The organism is Streptomyces sp. NPDC028368, from assembly GCF_055565615.1.
Map to the genome: position 1 here is coordinate 134,792 of NZ_JBVHTY010000013.1, position 14,231 is coordinate 149,022.

The following is a 14,231-nucleotide window of genomic DNA, read 5'->3' on the forward strand; positions in this document are numbered from 1 at the left end:
CCCGCTCGATGCGGCACACTGGAGATTTGGCCGTACGGGACCATCCCGCGCGGACCGTACGGGACCATCCCGTACGGCTACGGCCGGCCGGTGACCGGAAAGGGCGAGGCGCGTGAACGGACCTCTCATCGTCCAGAGCGACAAGACGCTGCTCCTGGAGGTGGACCATGAGCTGGCGGACGCCTGCCGGCGGGCCATCGCGCCCTTTGCGGAGCTGGAGCGGGCGCCGGAGCACATCCATACCTACCGGGTGACGCCGCTGGGGCTGTGGAACGCACGGGCGGCCGGGCACGACGCCGAGCAGGTCGTGGATGCGCTGGTGCAGTTCTCGCGGTATCCGGTGCCGCATGCGCTGCTCGTCGATGTCGCGGAGACGATGTCGCGGTACGGGCGGCTCACGCTCACCAAGCACCCCGCACACGGGCTGGTGCTGAGCACCACCGACCGCCCGGTGCTGGAGGAGATCCTGCGCTCGAAGAAGGTGCAGCCGCTGGTCGGGGCGCGGCTGGATCCGGAGAGCGTGGTGGTCCATCCCTCCGAGCGCGGGCAGATCAAGCAGACGCTGCTCAAGCTGGGCTGGCCCGCCGAGGACCTGGCCGGCTATGTCGACGGTGAGGCGCATCCGATCGAGCTGCGGGAGGACGGCTGGGCGCTGCGGCCGTATCAGCAGCAGGCCGTGGAGGGGTTCTGGCACGGCGGCTCGGGCGTCGTCGTCCTGCCGTGTGGAGCGGGAAAGACGCTGGTGGGGGCCGGTGCCATGGCCCAGGCGAAGGCCACCACGCTGATCCTCGTGACGAATACGGTCTCGGCGCGGCAGTGGAAGCACGAGCTGGTCAAGCGGACCTCGCTGACCGAGGACGAGATCGGCGAGTACAGCGGCACGAGGAAGGAGATCCGGCCGGTCACCATCGCCACGTATCAGGTGCTGACGACCAAGCGGAAGGGCGTGTATCAGCACCTGGAGCTGTTCGACTCCCGGGACTGGGGCCTGATCGTTTACGACGAGGTGCATCTGCTGCCCGCGCCGGTCTTCAAGTTCACGGCGGATCTGCAGGCCCGGCGGCGGCTGGGGCTGACCGCGACGCTCGTCCGGGAGGACGGGCGGGAGTCGGATGTGTTCTCGCTCATCGGGCCCAAGCGGTTCGACGCTCCGTGGAAGGAGATCGAGGCGCAGGGATACATCGCCCCGGCCGACTGTGTCGAGGTGCGGGTCACTCTGACCGACGCGGAGCGGCTGGCGTATGCGACGGCGGAGACCGAGGAGAAGTACCGGTTCTGCGCGACGACCGACAGCAAGCAGCGGGTGACCGAGGCGCTGGTGCGCCGGCATCAGGGCGAGCAGACGCTGGTCATCGGGCAGTACATCGATCAGCTGGATGAGCTGGGCGAGCATCTGGATGCGCCGGTGATCAAGGGGGAGACCTCCAACGCGCAGCGGGAGAAGCTCTTCGGCGCGTTCCGGGAGGGGGAGATCTCGGTGCTCGTCGTCTCGAAGGTGGCGAACTTCTCCATCGACCTGCCGGAGGCCACGGTCGCGATCCAGGTATCGGGGACGTTCGGGTCGCGGCAGGAGGAGGCGCAGCGGCTGGGGCGGGTGCTGCGGCCGAAGGCGGACGGGCACGAGGCGCGGTTCTATTCGGTCGTCGCGCGGGACACCATCGATCAGGACTTCGCGGCGCACCGCCAGCGCTTCCTGGCCGAGCAGGGGTACGCGTACCGGATCGTGGACTCGGATGAGCTGCTGGCGGCGGACGAGGAGTCCTGAGGCGGGTCTGAGGGGTCCGGGGACGCGGGGGCCCGGGCGCGGGCCGTGGGGCCCGGGGCGTGGTGGCTCGGGGGCCGTGGGGTGCCTGGGGCGTGGTGGCGCGTTCCGGACCCCGTGACTTCGGCTGCGGCTCCGGGGCCGGGTCCGGCTCTCGTCCGGCCGTCGCGCCTCCGGCCGGCCGGAGGCCTGGCTAGCCCGTACCGGAGCGGGTGCTCAGTGGCTCGGCCGCGCGCGGCAGGGGGATCCGGCCCGGGTCGGCCGGGCGGCCCGGGGCGTTGCGGGTCCACCACGCCAGCGCGGCCATCAGCGCCAGCCCGAACAGGGGATACGGCGCGGCGAGCGGCTGCTGCCACCAGGGGAGATGCAGGTCGAGGTCGCCGGCGTGCGGCACGATCCACATGGTGCGGGCGGCGAAGGCGAGGGTGACGGCGGCCAGCAGCGCCCGGCGCCAGGGGATGCCGCGGGTGTGCGCGGCGAGCGTGGCCAGCAGCGGTACGCACCAGACCCAGTGGTGCGACCAGCTGATCGGGGAGACCAGCAGCGCCGTGACGGACGTGACGAGCACCCCCCAGGTGTCCAGGCCGCGCCGCAGATAGACGCGGCGGGCGACAGCGAGCCCGGCGGCGGCGGTGACCAGCGCCGCCACGGCCCACAGGATGCCCGGCTCGGGGTTGTGCAGGACCCGGGCGATCAGGCCCTGAAGGGATTGGTTGTCGACGATCCAGACCTTGCCGACCCGCCCCGTCTCGAACATCCGCCGGGTCCAGAACTCGACGCTGGCATCGGGCAGGAACAACAGGCCGACCAGCACCGAGACGGCGAACCCGGCGAGGGCGCCGAAGGCGGCCTTCACCCGGCCGGTGATCAGCAGGTAGACGGCGAAGATCGCCGGGGTGAGCTTTATGCCCGCCGCGATGCCGGTGGCGAAGCCCTTGAAGCGGGCGCCGTCGGGGCGCGAGAGGTCCCACAGGACCAGGCACGCCAGGGCGAGGTTGACCTGGCCGAAGACAAAGGTCTGGAAGACCGGCTCGAGCCAGAGGCCGAGTGCGGTGGCGGCGAGGAGGGTGGGCGCGGCGTAGGCGGCCTTGCGCAGACCGGCGGCTTTGCAGGAGAGGTGGATCAGCAGGGCGAGGAGGACGGCGTTGAGGAGAACGCAGACGACCTTGAGCGCGGTGAGCGAGATCCAGGTCGTGGGGATGAAGAGCAGCGCGGCGAAGGGCGGGTAGGTGGCCGGAAGGTGCCATTTGGTGACGGTGAACCCGTAGAGGTCACCGCCGGTCGCGGCGGCCGCACCCTCCGCGCGGTACACGACTATGTCGGACATCGGGAGCGGCTGGACCTCGTACAGCACCCACAGTCCCGCGAACGAGGCCACGAGCAGTGCTGCCGCGATCACCAACCGTCGGGGGTCGGCGACGCTCTGCGCCCAGGTCCGTCTCCATGTCCAGGTCCCCGTCCCGTCGGCGGCAGACACCCGTTGACCCCTCCCTCGTCACCCTGAGCGCGCGCTCTGCGGCGACGCTAGTGGATCGAGACCGACAGTCCGTAACGGTTTCCGGTCATCCGGATGTCGAGGCGGGGGCGGGCTCTTGCGCCCGATTGTGCAGGGTTTGGGTAGGTGACGTCACAGGGCGGACGCGTTCGGGTGCAGGTGGTGCGCGCAGGGGGCGGGTTACGGACGTCAATCCTCGGCGTACTCCCCCATGACCACGACGCTGAAGGCCGCCGTCGCGAAGACCTTGACCGCGCGGAGGGCGTTGCCGATCACATGGTGGTTCTCGTGGGCGTGCTCGGCGCCACGAGCGGGGTCGGGGCCGAGGGCGGTGGCGCCCTCGACCGGGGTCAGGGAGACGGGGTGGATGGATGCGGGGTGAAAGGATGCGCTGCTCATGCCTCCATGATGGATTTCACGCGATTGCCGCACATCGGTCTATGGGTCCATTCTTCGCGGGCCGCGAGTCAGCCTCTGGAGCTATGCCAACCCCTACGGGAGACCCAGAGGCCTACGGGATGTCCCTCTCCGCTCCTACCCGCCTCCCGCGCCCCGCGCTTCGCCGAATATCCGTTGGCGCCCCGAATAGGTGCGAACTACAATCGCGCGTCTGCCCAGCCTCCCGTGAGGAGTGCCGCCGGCCGGACGGAAACCGGCCGGCCCCGCCGTGCCCGCTCTCCGCGACACGCGCCCGCCGCAGTACTCCACCGGATCCACCGGACACTCCCCACCGGAGGCCACGCCGTGCCCTCGCCCGCCCACCCGTCACCCGACCACCACCCCTCATCGACGGCGCTACGCACCGAAAGCCCCGATCCGTCACCCGACCACCACCCCTCCACGACACCACCACGTACCGAACCCCCCGCCCCGGACCCCCTCCAGCGCGAACGGTCCCACCTCGCCGCCTCCCGCGCCGCGCTCCGCGCGATGCGCGCGGACGCCGAGGCGCTCAACATCGCCGACGTCACCGCGAACTGGGTCAACGCCGAGGTCCTCCAGGGCGAGATCGACGCCCGTATCAAGGCCCTCGCCGACCTCTCCCACACCCCGCTGTTCTTCGGCCGCCTCGACTATCTCCACGCCCCCGGCATCGACCTCGCCGAAGGCGCCGCCGGGGAGAACTTCTACATCGGGCGGCGGCATGTCCACGACGCCGACGGCGACCCGATGGTCATCGACTGGCGCGCCCCCGTCTCCCAGCCGTTCTACCGGGCCTCCAAGAAGGACCCGATGGATCTGAAGCTGCGCCGCCGATTCGGCTACACCGGCGGCGAGTTGACGGCATACGAGGACGAGCACCTCACCGACCCGGCAGAGGCGGAACACACCAGCCGGCTGCTCCAGTCGGAGATCGAGCGGCCGCGCGTCGGCCCCATGCGGGACATCGTCGCCACGATCCAGCCGGAGCAGGACGAGATCGTGCGCGCCGGGATCGGTGGTTCGGTCTGTGTGCAGGGTGCGCCGGGCACCGGCAAGACGGCGGTCGGCCTGCACCGTGTCGCCTATCTCCTGTACGCGCACCGGGAGCGACTGGCCCGCTCCGGCACCCTCGTCATCGGCCCGAACCGCTCGTTCCTGCACTACATCGAGCAGGTGCTGCCCGCGCTGGGCGAACTGGAGGTCAAGCAGGCCACGGTCGACGACCTGGTGGGGCATGTGGAGGTACGGGGCACGGACGAGGCGGCCACGGCGACGGTCAAGGGCGACGCGCGGATGGCTCAGGTGCTGCGCCGGGCCGTCCGCTCGGGCATCACCATGCCGCAGGAGCCGTGCATGGTCGTCCGGGGCTCCCGCCGCTGGCGCGTACCGGCGTATGAACTGGAGCAGATCGTCCGGGAGTTGATGGGGCGGGAGATCCGTTACGGCGCGGCGCGCGACGCGCTGCCGCAGCGGATCGCGCATGCCGTTCTGGTGCGGATGGAGCAGGCGGGCGAGGCGCCGGACGACCGGGTGCAGGATGCGGTGGCCCGTAATGCCGCCGTGAAGGCCACGGTCAAGGCGGTCTGGCCGCCGGTGGATCCGGCCAAGCTGGTGCTGCGGCTGCTGGGCGACGCGGAGTTCCTCGCCGAGCAGGCGGAAGGCATCCTGACGCCCGAGGAACAGAAAGCGGTGCTGTGGGCCAAGCCGGCCCGGAGTGTGAAGAGCGCCAAGTGGTCTGCCGCGGACGCGGTGTTGATCGACGAGGCGATGGACCTGGTGGCGCGCACCCACTCACTGGGCCATGTGGTCCTCGACGAGGCGCAGGACCTCTCCCCGATGCAGTACCGCGCGGTGGGCCGCCGCTGCACGACCGGTTCGGCGACGATCCTCGGCGATATCGCGCAGGGGACGACCCCGTGGGCGACCGACACCTGGGAGCAGGCGCTGGCCCACCTGGGCAAGCCGGCCGCGGCCGTCGAGGAGCTGACCCAGGGCTTCCGAGTACCGCGCGAGGTCATCGCGTACGCGTCCCGGCTGCTGCCCGTCATCGCTCCCGACCTGATGGAGGCCACCTCGATCCGCGAGTCCGCAGGCGATTTCGCGGTCCGCCGGGTCGCGACGGAAGACCTGGACACCGCCGTCCTCGCGGCCTGCGACGAGGCGCTGACGAAGGAGGGGTCGATCGGCCTGATCGCGGCGGAGGCCCGTATTCCGGTGCTGCGCGCGGCCCTGGAGGCGGCGGGCGTGACCTGCCTGGCGCCGGGCGAGGAGACGTCGGCCGAGTCCCGCCTGACGCTGGTGCCCGCCACGCTGGCCAAGGGCCTGGAGTACGACTATGTGGTGCTGGACGAGCCCGCGGCGATCGTCGACGGCGAGCCGGATGAGCGGACCGGGCTGCGCCGGCTGTATGTGTGCCTGACGCGCCCGGTCTCCGGCCTCACGGTTGTGCACGCGGCCCAGCTGCCGGAGCGGCTGGACGCCGGAGCCTGACGGGCGCCCCAAGGGCCCGGCGGCAGCCGACGCCGTCAGAATCCCGCGCCGTCCGGACCCCGCGCCGCCAGGCCCCGCGCCCTCAGACCCCCACCCCGTCGAGCACCCCGTCCAGCGCGTCCCGCCACTCCCGTACCGCCGCCGCGTCCACCGGGGCGGACCACCCGGCGGGACGCGCCGCGCCGCCGATGTGGAACGCGTCGAGGCCCGCCGCCCGCAGCCGGGGCAGATGTCCGAGGGTGAGCCCGCCGCCCACCAGGATCCGCGGCGCGTACCCGGGCTCGCCCGCCGCCGTACGGGCCTGCTCCGCGACCAGCGTCGCCAGCCCGTCCTCGACCCCGTGTACGGAGCCGGCCGTCAGGTAGGTGTCGGGCCCGGCCACCCCGGAGAGCCCCGCGAGCTCCCGGCGCAGTGCGGCCCGGTCGGCGGCCCCGTCGATGGCCCGGTGGAAGGTCCAGCGGCAGCCGTCGATCGCCGCCGCCACGGCCCGCACGGCCGCAAGGTCCGGCCGCCCGTCCGGGGTCAGAAAGCCCAGCACGAACGCGTCGGCACCCGCCTCCCGCAGCGCCGCGGCGTCCGCGCACAGGGCCGCGACATCCCGGGCGTTCCCGGCCGCGAAGCCGTCGGCGGCCCGCAGCATGACCCGCAGCGGGATGTCGACGGCCGCCCGGATCGCCGCGAAGGCGGCCCGGGGCGGGGTGAGCCCGTCGGCTGCCATGTCGGTGACCAGTTCCAGGCGGTCGGCTCCACCGGCCTGGGCGGCGATCGCGTCCTCCGGGCCGAGCGCGATCACCTCCAGGAGCGCGCGCTTGCTCATATGACCCCAATCCGGGCAACGACAGGTCTAGTCCAATATCCAGCGTAAGGCCTGGTCAGTCCCGCGGGGGCCGCTTCGCCGCCGGACGCGCCCGGAATCCGCCCGGCAACCACCCGTACGGCCACCCGCACGGCCGTCCATACAGCCGTCCATCCGGCCGTCCATGCCGCCGTCCATGCAGCCGTCCATGCAGCCGTCCATGCGGCCATCCGCCCCTCCGCGCGTTTCGATGCGCGATCACCCGCATCCCACCCGGCAGCCGAGGCCAAAACCGACCCGAAACCCCTCATTGGTGCAGGTGTGGATCAGCCCCCACATGGGTAACACGCCTTTCCGGTAAGGCCGTTGCGGCGTAGCGCCTGCGCCCGACGCTGTTCTTTGCGATCGTGTTCGACGCTGCTTTGTAATCGCCGCTGTTTTTGTGATTGCCGCTGTTTTTGTGATTGCCGCTGTTTTTGTGATTGCCGCTGTTCTTGTGATCGACGATGTGCCCTGTGACCCACGATGCATCCGTGACCGCCGCTGTGCCCGAGCTCGCCGATGCGTCCCTGACCGACGAATGCGCCTGTGACCCATGAGCGTTGGGAGAGCCGGATGTCCGACCTGGCGACCGTGTCCGCCGAGATCGCTCCCTATCTCGCCCTGGCCGCGAACAGCCTGGGCGCCTCCGTGATCGACGCCGCCCAGCAGCGGATCGCCGAACGCACCGTGACGGCCGGTGAGGGCTTCTTCCGCCGGCTGCTGCACCGCGGCGGTGACGGCGGTCTCGGTGACGGCACCACCCAGCCGCTCCTCGATATCGACCGCGCGGACGCCCTCGATGACCTGCTCGCGACCCTCGACGACCGGGAGCGGCAGCTGCTGTCCGCCGCGGTGACGGCCTGGCTGCGCGCCCCCGCCGACCGGCGCGACGCCCCTCACCTGCTGGAACACATATCCCAGCTCGCCTCGTCCGCGGGCGCGCGGACCATCTACAACGTCCCGACCGCGACCGGCCAGGGCTCCATCGCGGCCGTCGAGATCCACGGCACCATCAACATGGGGGGCAGCACCGGCACCCGGGACGGCTCATGACCCGCCCAGGGGGAACGGGCGCGCAGCGCGCGGGCGAGGGCACGGGTGAGGGCACCGTCCACAACAGTCCGACGACGCACGGCGACCACTCCATCGCCGCCAACGACATCAAGAACGTGATCATCAAGTGGGTGATGCACCCCAGCGCCCGCTGGGTGCCCCTCCTGCCGGCCTGCGCCGGTCTGGTGATCGCCGGCAGCACCTGGCCCGACGGGCCCGCGAGCCAGTACACCCTGTGGGGCGCGCTGGCCGGGCTGTCGGTGGCCACGGCCGCCGCCCGCGTGCTCAACCGCAGGCCGCGCGACGCCCGGGTGGTCGGCACCCTCTCCCTCGTCTCCGTCCTGGCGACGGTCGGCGCCTGGCTGGCGTTCCAGAGCGTCGTCGCCCACGGCGAGATCGACGTGACCGGGCAGGTACGCACTCAGGGCACCCAGCCCCTGGACAAGACCGCCCACCGCTCCCTCGCCCTCCTCCTGGACACCGCCGCCCTGAAGGAACCGCGCAACGCCCTGCGCATGACGCTGGCCATCGACGACCACGATCCGGCCGGCCCCACCTGCCTCCCGGACACCAGCGCCATCGTTTCCCTGTTCACCTCGGGCGTCGCGGCGCAGACGCAGACCGTCCGGCCGGGCGGCACCGCCGACTTCAGCCTGGGCGCGCGGACCCGCTCCGTCCGGATCGAGGTGCGGCTGCGCACCGCCCCCGGCTGCCGCATGGACGTACGGGCGACGGGCGCCGTACTCCACGACCGGTGAACCGGCGCCACCTCTTACGACCGACAGAAAACGGGGACCCACATGGCCACCAGACACCCGCACACCGGCCCCAGAGGCCGCACCGGCCGCACCGGCCACCGCGCCACCCGCCTGGCGGCGCTGTTCGCCCTCGCCGCCCTGACGGCGACCGCCTGCGGCACCGACCAGCCGCCCTCCCTCTTCGCGGACGGCACGGTCCAGGTCGGCACGAAGAACGACCAGCCCGGCACCGCCGTGGTCGACAAGTACAAGTTCTCCGGCTTCGACACCGCCGTCGCCCGCCGGCTCCTCAAGACCGTCGGCGCCGTGCCGGACTTCGGGATCGTGCCGTCGGAGGACCGCCGCGCGGTGCTCACCGACAAGACGAAGGACCTGGTCATCGCGACGTTCTCGATCACCGTCGACCGGATGAAGGACCTGGACTTCGCGGGCCCGTACGCGACCACCTACCAGGGCATCATGGTCCGCCGGAACGACCACCGGATCACCAAGCCCGCCGATGTCGACGGCAAGCGCGTGTGCACCTGGCCGGGGACCACCTCCGCGACCACCCTGGAGGGCCCGGAGTACGAGCGGATCGTGGTCTATGAGCAGCCGGACGCCTCCAGCTGTATCAAGGACCTCAAGGAGAAGTACGCCGACGCGGTCTCCACCGACCAGATGATCCTCTACGGCTTCACCCAGGTGAACCCGGATCTCAAGGTCGTCCCCCACATCACCTACGGATCCGCCAACCAGTACGGCATCGCCATGGCCAAGGGGCACCGCCAGGACTGTCTCAAGCTGCGCGACGCCCTGCGGGACTACCTCGGCGACAACGCCTGGAGCCAGGACTTCGCGACGTCCCTGCCGTCGATACCGGCGGCCGACCCCTCCTGGGAGACGAACTTCAAGCCGCGGCAGGAGTCCGTCGACTCCCTCTCCTGCCGCGACAGCCCCAGAACCTGACGCGCCGCGCGGGGCTCACGCACCGTCCGGGCTCACGCGTAGATCGCCAACAGCCGCCCGGCAACTGGGCATCGCCTGCCCCGCCCGCAGGGCTTTCCCGGACCTGGCGGATCTTGACCCGCGAGGCACAATGACTCCCATGACCTCCGAGTCCCCCAAGGCGCACCCCACCGCCCCGGCGGACCTGATCCGCCGCTGGGCCGCCACCGTTGCCAAGGCCCGCGGCGGGCACGCCGCCGAGGGCCCGGACCCGGCCCCCTACGCGGACAACCTCCTCGCCCGGTGGGCCGAACCGCAGCGCCGCTATCACACCGTCGCGCATCTGACCGCCGTCCTTGACCGCATCGACGAACTGGCCGAACACGCCGACGACCTGCCCGTCGTCCAGTTGGCGGCCTGGTTCCATGACGCGGTCTACCGCCCCGACCGCTCCGAGAACGAGGAACGCAGCGCCGCCCTCGCCGAACGCGCCCTGCCCGAACTGGGCATCGGCGCGGCCCGTACGGCCGAGGTGGCCCGCCTGGTGCGGCTGACGGTCACCCATGACCCGTCTCCGGACGACCCGGACGGCGAGGTGCTGTGCGACGCCGACCTCGCGGTGCTGGCCGGTTCGCCGGACCGGTACGCGGCCTACGCCGCCGCCGTCCGGGAGGAGTACGCCTTCGTCCCCGACCCCGATTTCGCCGCGGGCCGCGCCGCCGTACTGCGTCAACTCCTCGCTCTGCCACGCCTGTTCAGGACACCGCTGGCGTACGACCGGTGGGAGCACACGGCGCGCCGCAACATCGGCACGGAGCTGGATCTGCTGGCCGGCTGAGCACGGGCGGGCAGGCGCTCCGGGGGCCGGGCGGCGGCTACTGCTGCTGCCGCCGCCGGTGCACCCGCGGCAGCCCGTCCGGTCCCAGCGCCACCCTCGCCTCGCTCTCGCTCACGTCCGCGTGCCGCTCGTCGCGCAGCACACCGTGCGCCGGGCAGGCGCACCGGCCGGACAGCGGATCCGGGCAGTCCGCGAGCCCCTGCCGCAAGTGGACGAAGTCCTCCGGCTCCAGCTGCCACGTCCAGTCCATGTCCCACGGCTCGTCCGTCAGCCACGGCTCCAGATAGCAGTCGTGGCTGAAGTGGTAGAGCACCCCGTGCCCGCACTCCGGGCACTCCAGGAACCGCGTGTAGTCGTGGACCTGGTTGTGGTCCGGCCCGGATCCGTGAGGCACGCCCCGCTCATGGATCTCCACCACCGGCCGCCGTACCGCCCCGCACCGCTCGCACCCGCTGTTCAGCCCCATGCGCGGCAGCCTAGATGCGGCCCGGCACCGGGCGCGGGCCGCCTCCGAAATATTCCCGCGGCAGGAATGTCAGGGGTCCTACCGCTGTTAGTACCTGACATGCCAGCCCGTCCCGAACGCGCCGAACGCGTCCGCATGCCCATCGCCGTCTACGTCCTGGGGCTGTCCGTCTTTGCCCTGGGGACGTCCGAATTCATGCTCTCCGGCATCCTCCAACCACTCGCCCGCGATCTGAAGGTCTCCATTCCGCAGGCCGGGCTGCTGGTCTCCGCGTTCGCGATCGGCATGGTGGTCGGCGCGCCCGTCCTCGCCGCGGCGACGCTGCGGCTCCCGCGCCGTACGACCCTGATAGCCCTGCTCGGCCTCTTCGGCCTGGGCCAGGTGGCCGGCGCCCTGGCGCCGACGTACGGCGTGCTGTTCGTCTCGCGGGTGGTGAGCGCGCTGGCCTGCGCCGGTTTCTGGGCGGTCGGCGCGGCGGTCGCCGTCTCGCTGGTGCCGGTGACCGCCCGTGCCCGTGCGATGGCCGTCATGGTCGGCGGGCTGAGCATCGCGAACATCGCCGGCGTCCCGGCGGGCGCGCTGCTCGGCCAGCACGCCGGCTGGCGGTCGGCCTTCTGGGCGGTGGCCGTGCTGGCCGCGGTCGGTTTGGTCGGAGTGATCGCGCTGGTGCCGCGTACGGCCGTGCCCACCGGCGACGAGCGCCCCCAGCTGCGCCGCGAGCTGACCATCTACAAGGACAAGCAGGTCTGGCTGGCGCTGGCCGCCACGGCCATGAACGGCGCGGCCGTCTTCGCGCTCTTCTCGTACCTCTCACCGCTGCTGACCGACACCGCCGGCCTCGCCGAGAGCTGGGTGCCGACGGTGCTGGCCCTCTTCGGCGTCGGCGCGCTGATCGGTACGTTCATCGGCGGCCGGATCGCCGATGCCCACCTCTTCGGGACGCTGTTCGTCGGCATCTCCGCCTCCACGGCCGTACTGGCCATCCTGGCGCTCACCGCACACAACCCGGTGGCCGCCGTCGCGCTCTCCCTGATGCTCGGCGTCACTTCGTTCACCACCGCCCCGGCGCTCAATGCCCGGATGTTCAACGTGGCCAACGCCGCGCCGACGCTGGCCGGCGCGACCACCACTGCCGCCTTCAACATCGGGAACACCCTCGGCCCCTGGCTGGGCGGCCTGGCCATCGGCGCCCACTGGGGCTACCCGTCCGTGGCCTGGACCGGCGCGGCACTGGCTGCCGTGGCGGTCGTCGTGACGGCCATCGCCTTCCGCCTCCACCGGTCGGCCGGCCACCCCTCCAAGCTGATCGCCTCCTCGGCCGCCGTCACCCCCGTCCCGGAGAACGCGGCCGCGGAACAGCGCTGAGGCGGGGCGGCGCGGGGCAGGACGGGGCGGGGCAGGACGGGGTCCGGTACGGCGCACGCTGACGGCGGGCCCTTACGGACGGTCCCGCACCCCCGGCGACGCCCGGTTCTTGGGCCGTCGCAGCCCCGCCGCCGTCAGCCGCCGCAGCAGTTCCTTGCAGCCGACCTCCACCGCCCCGGCCCGTACCGCGTCGGTATACCGCTCCGCGGGCAGGTCGTAGTGATCGCGCTCGAAGGCCCGCTGCGGCGCGCCTATCCCGGCCGCGAACCGGTGCAGTTCGTCGAATGAAGTGTCGCTGACCAGGTGCGACCACATCCGGCCGTGACCTGGCCAGGTGGGGGGATCTATATAGATCGCCACTCAGCCCTCCAAGGGAGCACGCAGCCTGCCGACGCGGGCCACCGCGACAGACGTCTTGGGGCAGACCCAGTGCGGATCGGGCCCCAGCTCCGGCTCGATGTCGAGTGCATGCGGATCACCGGACGTGGTGCACACCGGACACAGCGGCCAGCGGCCGTACCGTTCGAGCAGTGCGTCCTGCACATCCTGGGCTATCAGTCCGGCGACAAATTCCGCGCCCTCAGGCCACTGCTCCACCCACCAACGGCGGTGGGCGACCGCGTCCTCGACGAGCGAGACGATGTCGGCGTCGGCGACGTCGTCCGCGATCAAGTCGGCGAGCACCAGCGCCCGCGCGGCATGCAATGCCTGTTCCAGCTCCATGCCGCCCATTGTCTCGCGGACGGCCGGGGCCGACCCGCTCGTCATCCACAGGCCTCCCCAACTGCGCGGCTTTTCCACAATCCGGCACGGCGAGTGTTGACGCGCATCGCAGATGAAATTACTTTTCACACGTGAGCAGCAGCGTGAAGGAAACTTTCAAGGATCCGACCAAGGGCGTCGCGAAAGACGCGGCGGCCGAGTCCCGGCCGGCCCCGCCGCCACCCGCCCCCGCGGCCCTGGCCGCCAAGGTCCGTACTCTCAGCCCGACGATGACCCGGTCCATGCAGCGAGTCGCGGAAGCGGTCGCGGGCGACCCCGCCGGCTGCGCCGCCCTCACCGTCACCGGCCTCGCGGAGCGCACCGGCACCAGCGAAGCCACCGTCGTGCGCACCTCCCGCCTCCTCGGCTACCCCGGCTACCGCGACCTGCGCCTCGCCCTGGCCGCGCTCGCCGCGCAGCAGGCGGCCGGCAGCGCACCCGTCGTGACCGCCGACATAGCGGTCGACGATTCCCTCACCGACGTCGTCGCCAAGCTCGCGCAGGAAGAGCAGCAGTGCCTGGCCGACACCGCCGCCGGGCTGGACGTCAGCCAGCTCGAGGCGGCCGTCGCCGCGCTCTGCACAGCCCGCCGTATCGATGTGTACGGCATCGGGGCCTCCAATCTCGTCGGCCAGGACCTCACACAGAAGCTGCTGCGCATCGGCCTGATCGCGCATGCGCACAGCGACCCGCACCTCGCCGTGACGAACGCCGTACAGATGCGCACCGGCGATGTCGCCATCGCGATCACCCACTCCGGCCGGACCACCGACGTCATAGAGCCGCTGCGGGTGGCGTTCGACAACGGCGCCACGACGATCGCGATCACCGGCCGCCCGGACAGCGAGGTCGCCGCGTACGCCGACCACATCCTGACCACCTCCACGGCCCGCGAGAGCGAGCTGCGACCGGCCGCGATGTCGTCCAGGACGAGTCAGCTCCTCGTCGTGGACTGCCTGTTCATAGGCGTAGCGCAGCGTACGTACGAGACCGCGGCGCCCGCGCTGTCCGCCTCCTACGAGGCCCTGGCACACCGCCACCAGCCCTGACCACC

The 14,231-nt window shown here is 71.8% G+C and carries 14 protein-coding genes; 8 read left to right on the forward strand and 6 right to left on the reverse strand.

Translation table 11 applies throughout. The features are described 5' to 3' along the window. The first annotated feature begins 112 nt into the window (after positions 1 to 112). A complete protein-coding gene (locus ACZ4S3_RS27715) occupies positions 113 to 1,765 on the forward strand; it encodes a DNA repair helicase XPB (protein ID WP_467938742.1) in 1,653 nt (550 codons plus the stop codon). A gap of 190 nt (positions 1,766 to 1,955) precedes the next feature. Here ACZ4S3_RS27715 and ACZ4S3_RS27720 read toward each other — a convergent pair whose 3' ends face one another. Both ACZ4S3_RS27720 and ACZ4S3_RS27725 read right to left on the reverse strand, forming a co-directional pair. After that, positions 1,956 to 3,239 (reverse strand): glycosyltransferase 87 family protein, encoded by a 1,284-nt coding sequence (locus ACZ4S3_RS27720; RefSeq protein WP_467938744.1) that lies wholly within the window; start codon positions 3,237 to 3,239, stop codon positions 1,956 to 1,958. Between the two features lie 207 nt (positions 3,240 to 3,446). After that, positions 3,447 to 3,656, reverse strand: coding sequence for a hypothetical protein (locus ACZ4S3_RS27725; protein ID WP_467938746.1), 210 nt, complete (start codon positions 3,654 to 3,656; stop codon positions 3,447 to 3,449). A gap of 345 nt (positions 3,657 to 4,001) precedes the next feature. On the opposite strand from ACZ4S3_RS27725, the gene ACZ4S3_RS27730 reads away from it, so the two are divergent. Continuing rightward, positions 4,002 to 6,170 carry a HelD family protein gene (locus ACZ4S3_RS27730; protein ID WP_467938748.1) on the forward strand — a complete coding sequence of 723 codons (2,169 nt, stop codon included), beginning with the start codon at positions 4,002 to 4,004 and terminating at the stop codon, positions 6,168 to 6,170. A gap of 82 nt (positions 6,171 to 6,252) precedes the next feature. Here ACZ4S3_RS27730 and ACZ4S3_RS27735 read toward each other — a convergent pair whose 3' ends face one another. Further along, a complete protein-coding gene (locus ACZ4S3_RS27735; RefSeq protein ID WP_467938750.1) occupies positions 6,253 to 6,987 on the reverse strand; it encodes a copper homeostasis protein CutC in 735 nt (244 codons plus the stop codon). Positions 6,988 to 7,581: 594 nt separating this feature from the next. Between ACZ4S3_RS27735 and ACZ4S3_RS27740 the strand changes: the two genes are divergently transcribed. From ACZ4S3_RS27740 to ACZ4S3_RS27755, 4 genes are all read left to right on the forward strand, one after another. Next, the gene (locus tag ACZ4S3_RS27740; protein ID WP_467938752.1) at positions 7,582 to 8,061 is read left to right on the forward strand and encodes a hypothetical protein; all 480 of its coding nucleotides are present in this window, start codon (positions 7,582 to 7,584) and stop codon (positions 8,059 to 8,061) included. Continuing rightward, positions 8,058 to 8,819, forward strand: a complete 762-nt coding sequence (locus tag ACZ4S3_RS27745) for a hypothetical protein (protein WP_467938754.1) — start codon at positions 8,058 to 8,060, stop codon at positions 8,817 to 8,819. Before ACZ4S3_RS27740 ends, ACZ4S3_RS27745 begins: the two co-directional genes overlap by 4 nt. Positions 8,820 to 8,861: 42 nt before the next feature. Then, on the forward strand, positions 8,862 to 9,767 hold the full coding sequence (locus ACZ4S3_RS27750) for a transporter substrate-binding domain-containing protein (RefSeq protein ID WP_467938756.1): 906 nt from the start codon (positions 8,862 to 8,864) through the stop codon (positions 9,765 to 9,767). 139 nt (positions 9,768 to 9,906) lie between these two features. Then, positions 9,907 to 10,584 carry an HD domain-containing protein gene (locus ACZ4S3_RS27755; RefSeq protein WP_467938758.1) on the forward strand — a complete coding sequence of 226 codons (678 nt, stop codon included), beginning with the start codon at positions 9,907 to 9,909 and terminating at the stop codon, positions 10,582 to 10,584. Between the two features lie 37 nt (positions 10,585 to 10,621). Here the strand turns inward: ACZ4S3_RS27755 and ACZ4S3_RS27760 are convergent, their stop codons facing one another. Beyond that, positions 10,622 to 11,050 carry a hypothetical protein gene (locus ACZ4S3_RS27760; RefSeq protein ID WP_467938760.1) on the reverse strand — a complete coding sequence of 143 codons (429 nt, stop codon included), beginning with the start codon at positions 11,048 to 11,050 and terminating at the stop codon, positions 10,622 to 10,624. Positions 11,051 to 11,185: 135 nt separating this feature from the next. On the opposite strand from ACZ4S3_RS27760, the gene ACZ4S3_RS27765 reads away from it, so the two are divergent. Then, complete coding sequence (locus ACZ4S3_RS27765; RefSeq protein ID WP_467939028.1) at positions 11,186 to 12,415, forward strand: Cmx/CmrA family chloramphenicol efflux MFS transporter; 1,230 nt, start codon at positions 11,186 to 11,188, stop codon at positions 12,413 to 12,415. A gap of 72 nt (positions 12,416 to 12,487) precedes the next feature. Here the strand turns inward: ACZ4S3_RS27765 and ACZ4S3_RS27770 are convergent, their stop codons facing one another. Next, positions 12,488 to 12,775, reverse strand: coding sequence for a DUF4031 domain-containing protein (locus ACZ4S3_RS27770; protein ID WP_467938761.1), 288 nt, complete (start codon positions 12,773 to 12,775; stop codon positions 12,488 to 12,490). Next, positions 12,776 to 13,138, reverse strand: coding sequence for a hypothetical protein (locus ACZ4S3_RS27775; protein WP_467939030.1), 363 nt, complete (start codon positions 13,136 to 13,138; stop codon positions 12,776 to 12,778). Positions 13,139 to 13,269: 131 nt separating this feature from the next. Between ACZ4S3_RS27775 and ACZ4S3_RS27780 the strand changes: the two genes are divergently transcribed. Then, positions 13,270 to 14,226, forward strand: a complete 957-nt coding sequence (locus tag ACZ4S3_RS27780) for a MurR/RpiR family transcriptional regulator (RefSeq protein WP_467938763.1) — start codon at positions 13,270 to 13,272, stop codon at positions 14,224 to 14,226. The last annotated feature ends 5 nt before the right edge of the window (positions 14,227 to 14,231 follow it).

Coding starts and splice junctions, on each gene's coding strand:
- ACZ4S3_RS27725 (WP_467938746.1), bottom strand. CDS start 3,656: ATGAGCAGCGCATCCTTTCACCCCGCATCCATCCACCCCGTCTCCCTG.
- ACZ4S3_RS27735 (WP_467938750.1), bottom strand. CDS start 6,987: ATGAGCAAGCGCGCGCTCCTGGAGGTGATCGCGCTCGGCCCGGAGGAC.
- ACZ4S3_RS27740 (WP_467938752.1), top strand. CDS start 7,582: ATGTCCGACCTGGCGACCGTGTCCGCCGAGATCGCTCCCTATCTCGCC.
- ACZ4S3_RS27745 (WP_467938754.1), top strand. CDS start 8,058: ATGACCCGCCCAGGGGGAACGGGCGCGCAGCGCGCGGGCGAGGGCACG.
- ACZ4S3_RS27750 (WP_467938756.1), top strand. CDS start 8,862: ATGGCCACCAGACACCCGCACACCGGCCCCAGAGGCCGCACCGGCCGC.
- ACZ4S3_RS27755 (WP_467938758.1), top strand. CDS start 9,907: ATGACCTCCGAGTCCCCCAAGGCGCACCCCACCGCCCCGGCGGACCTG.
- ACZ4S3_RS27760 (WP_467938760.1), bottom strand. CDS start 11,050: ATGGGGCTGAACAGCGGGTGCGAGCGGTGCGGGGCGGTACGGCGGCCG.
- ACZ4S3_RS27765 (WP_467939028.1), top strand. CDS start 11,186: ATGCCCATCGCCGTCTACGTCCTGGGGCTGTCCGTCTTTGCCCTGGGG.
- ACZ4S3_RS27775 (WP_467939030.1), bottom strand. CDS start 13,138: ATGGAGCTGGAACAGGCATTGCATGCCGCGCGGGCGCTGGTGCTCGCC.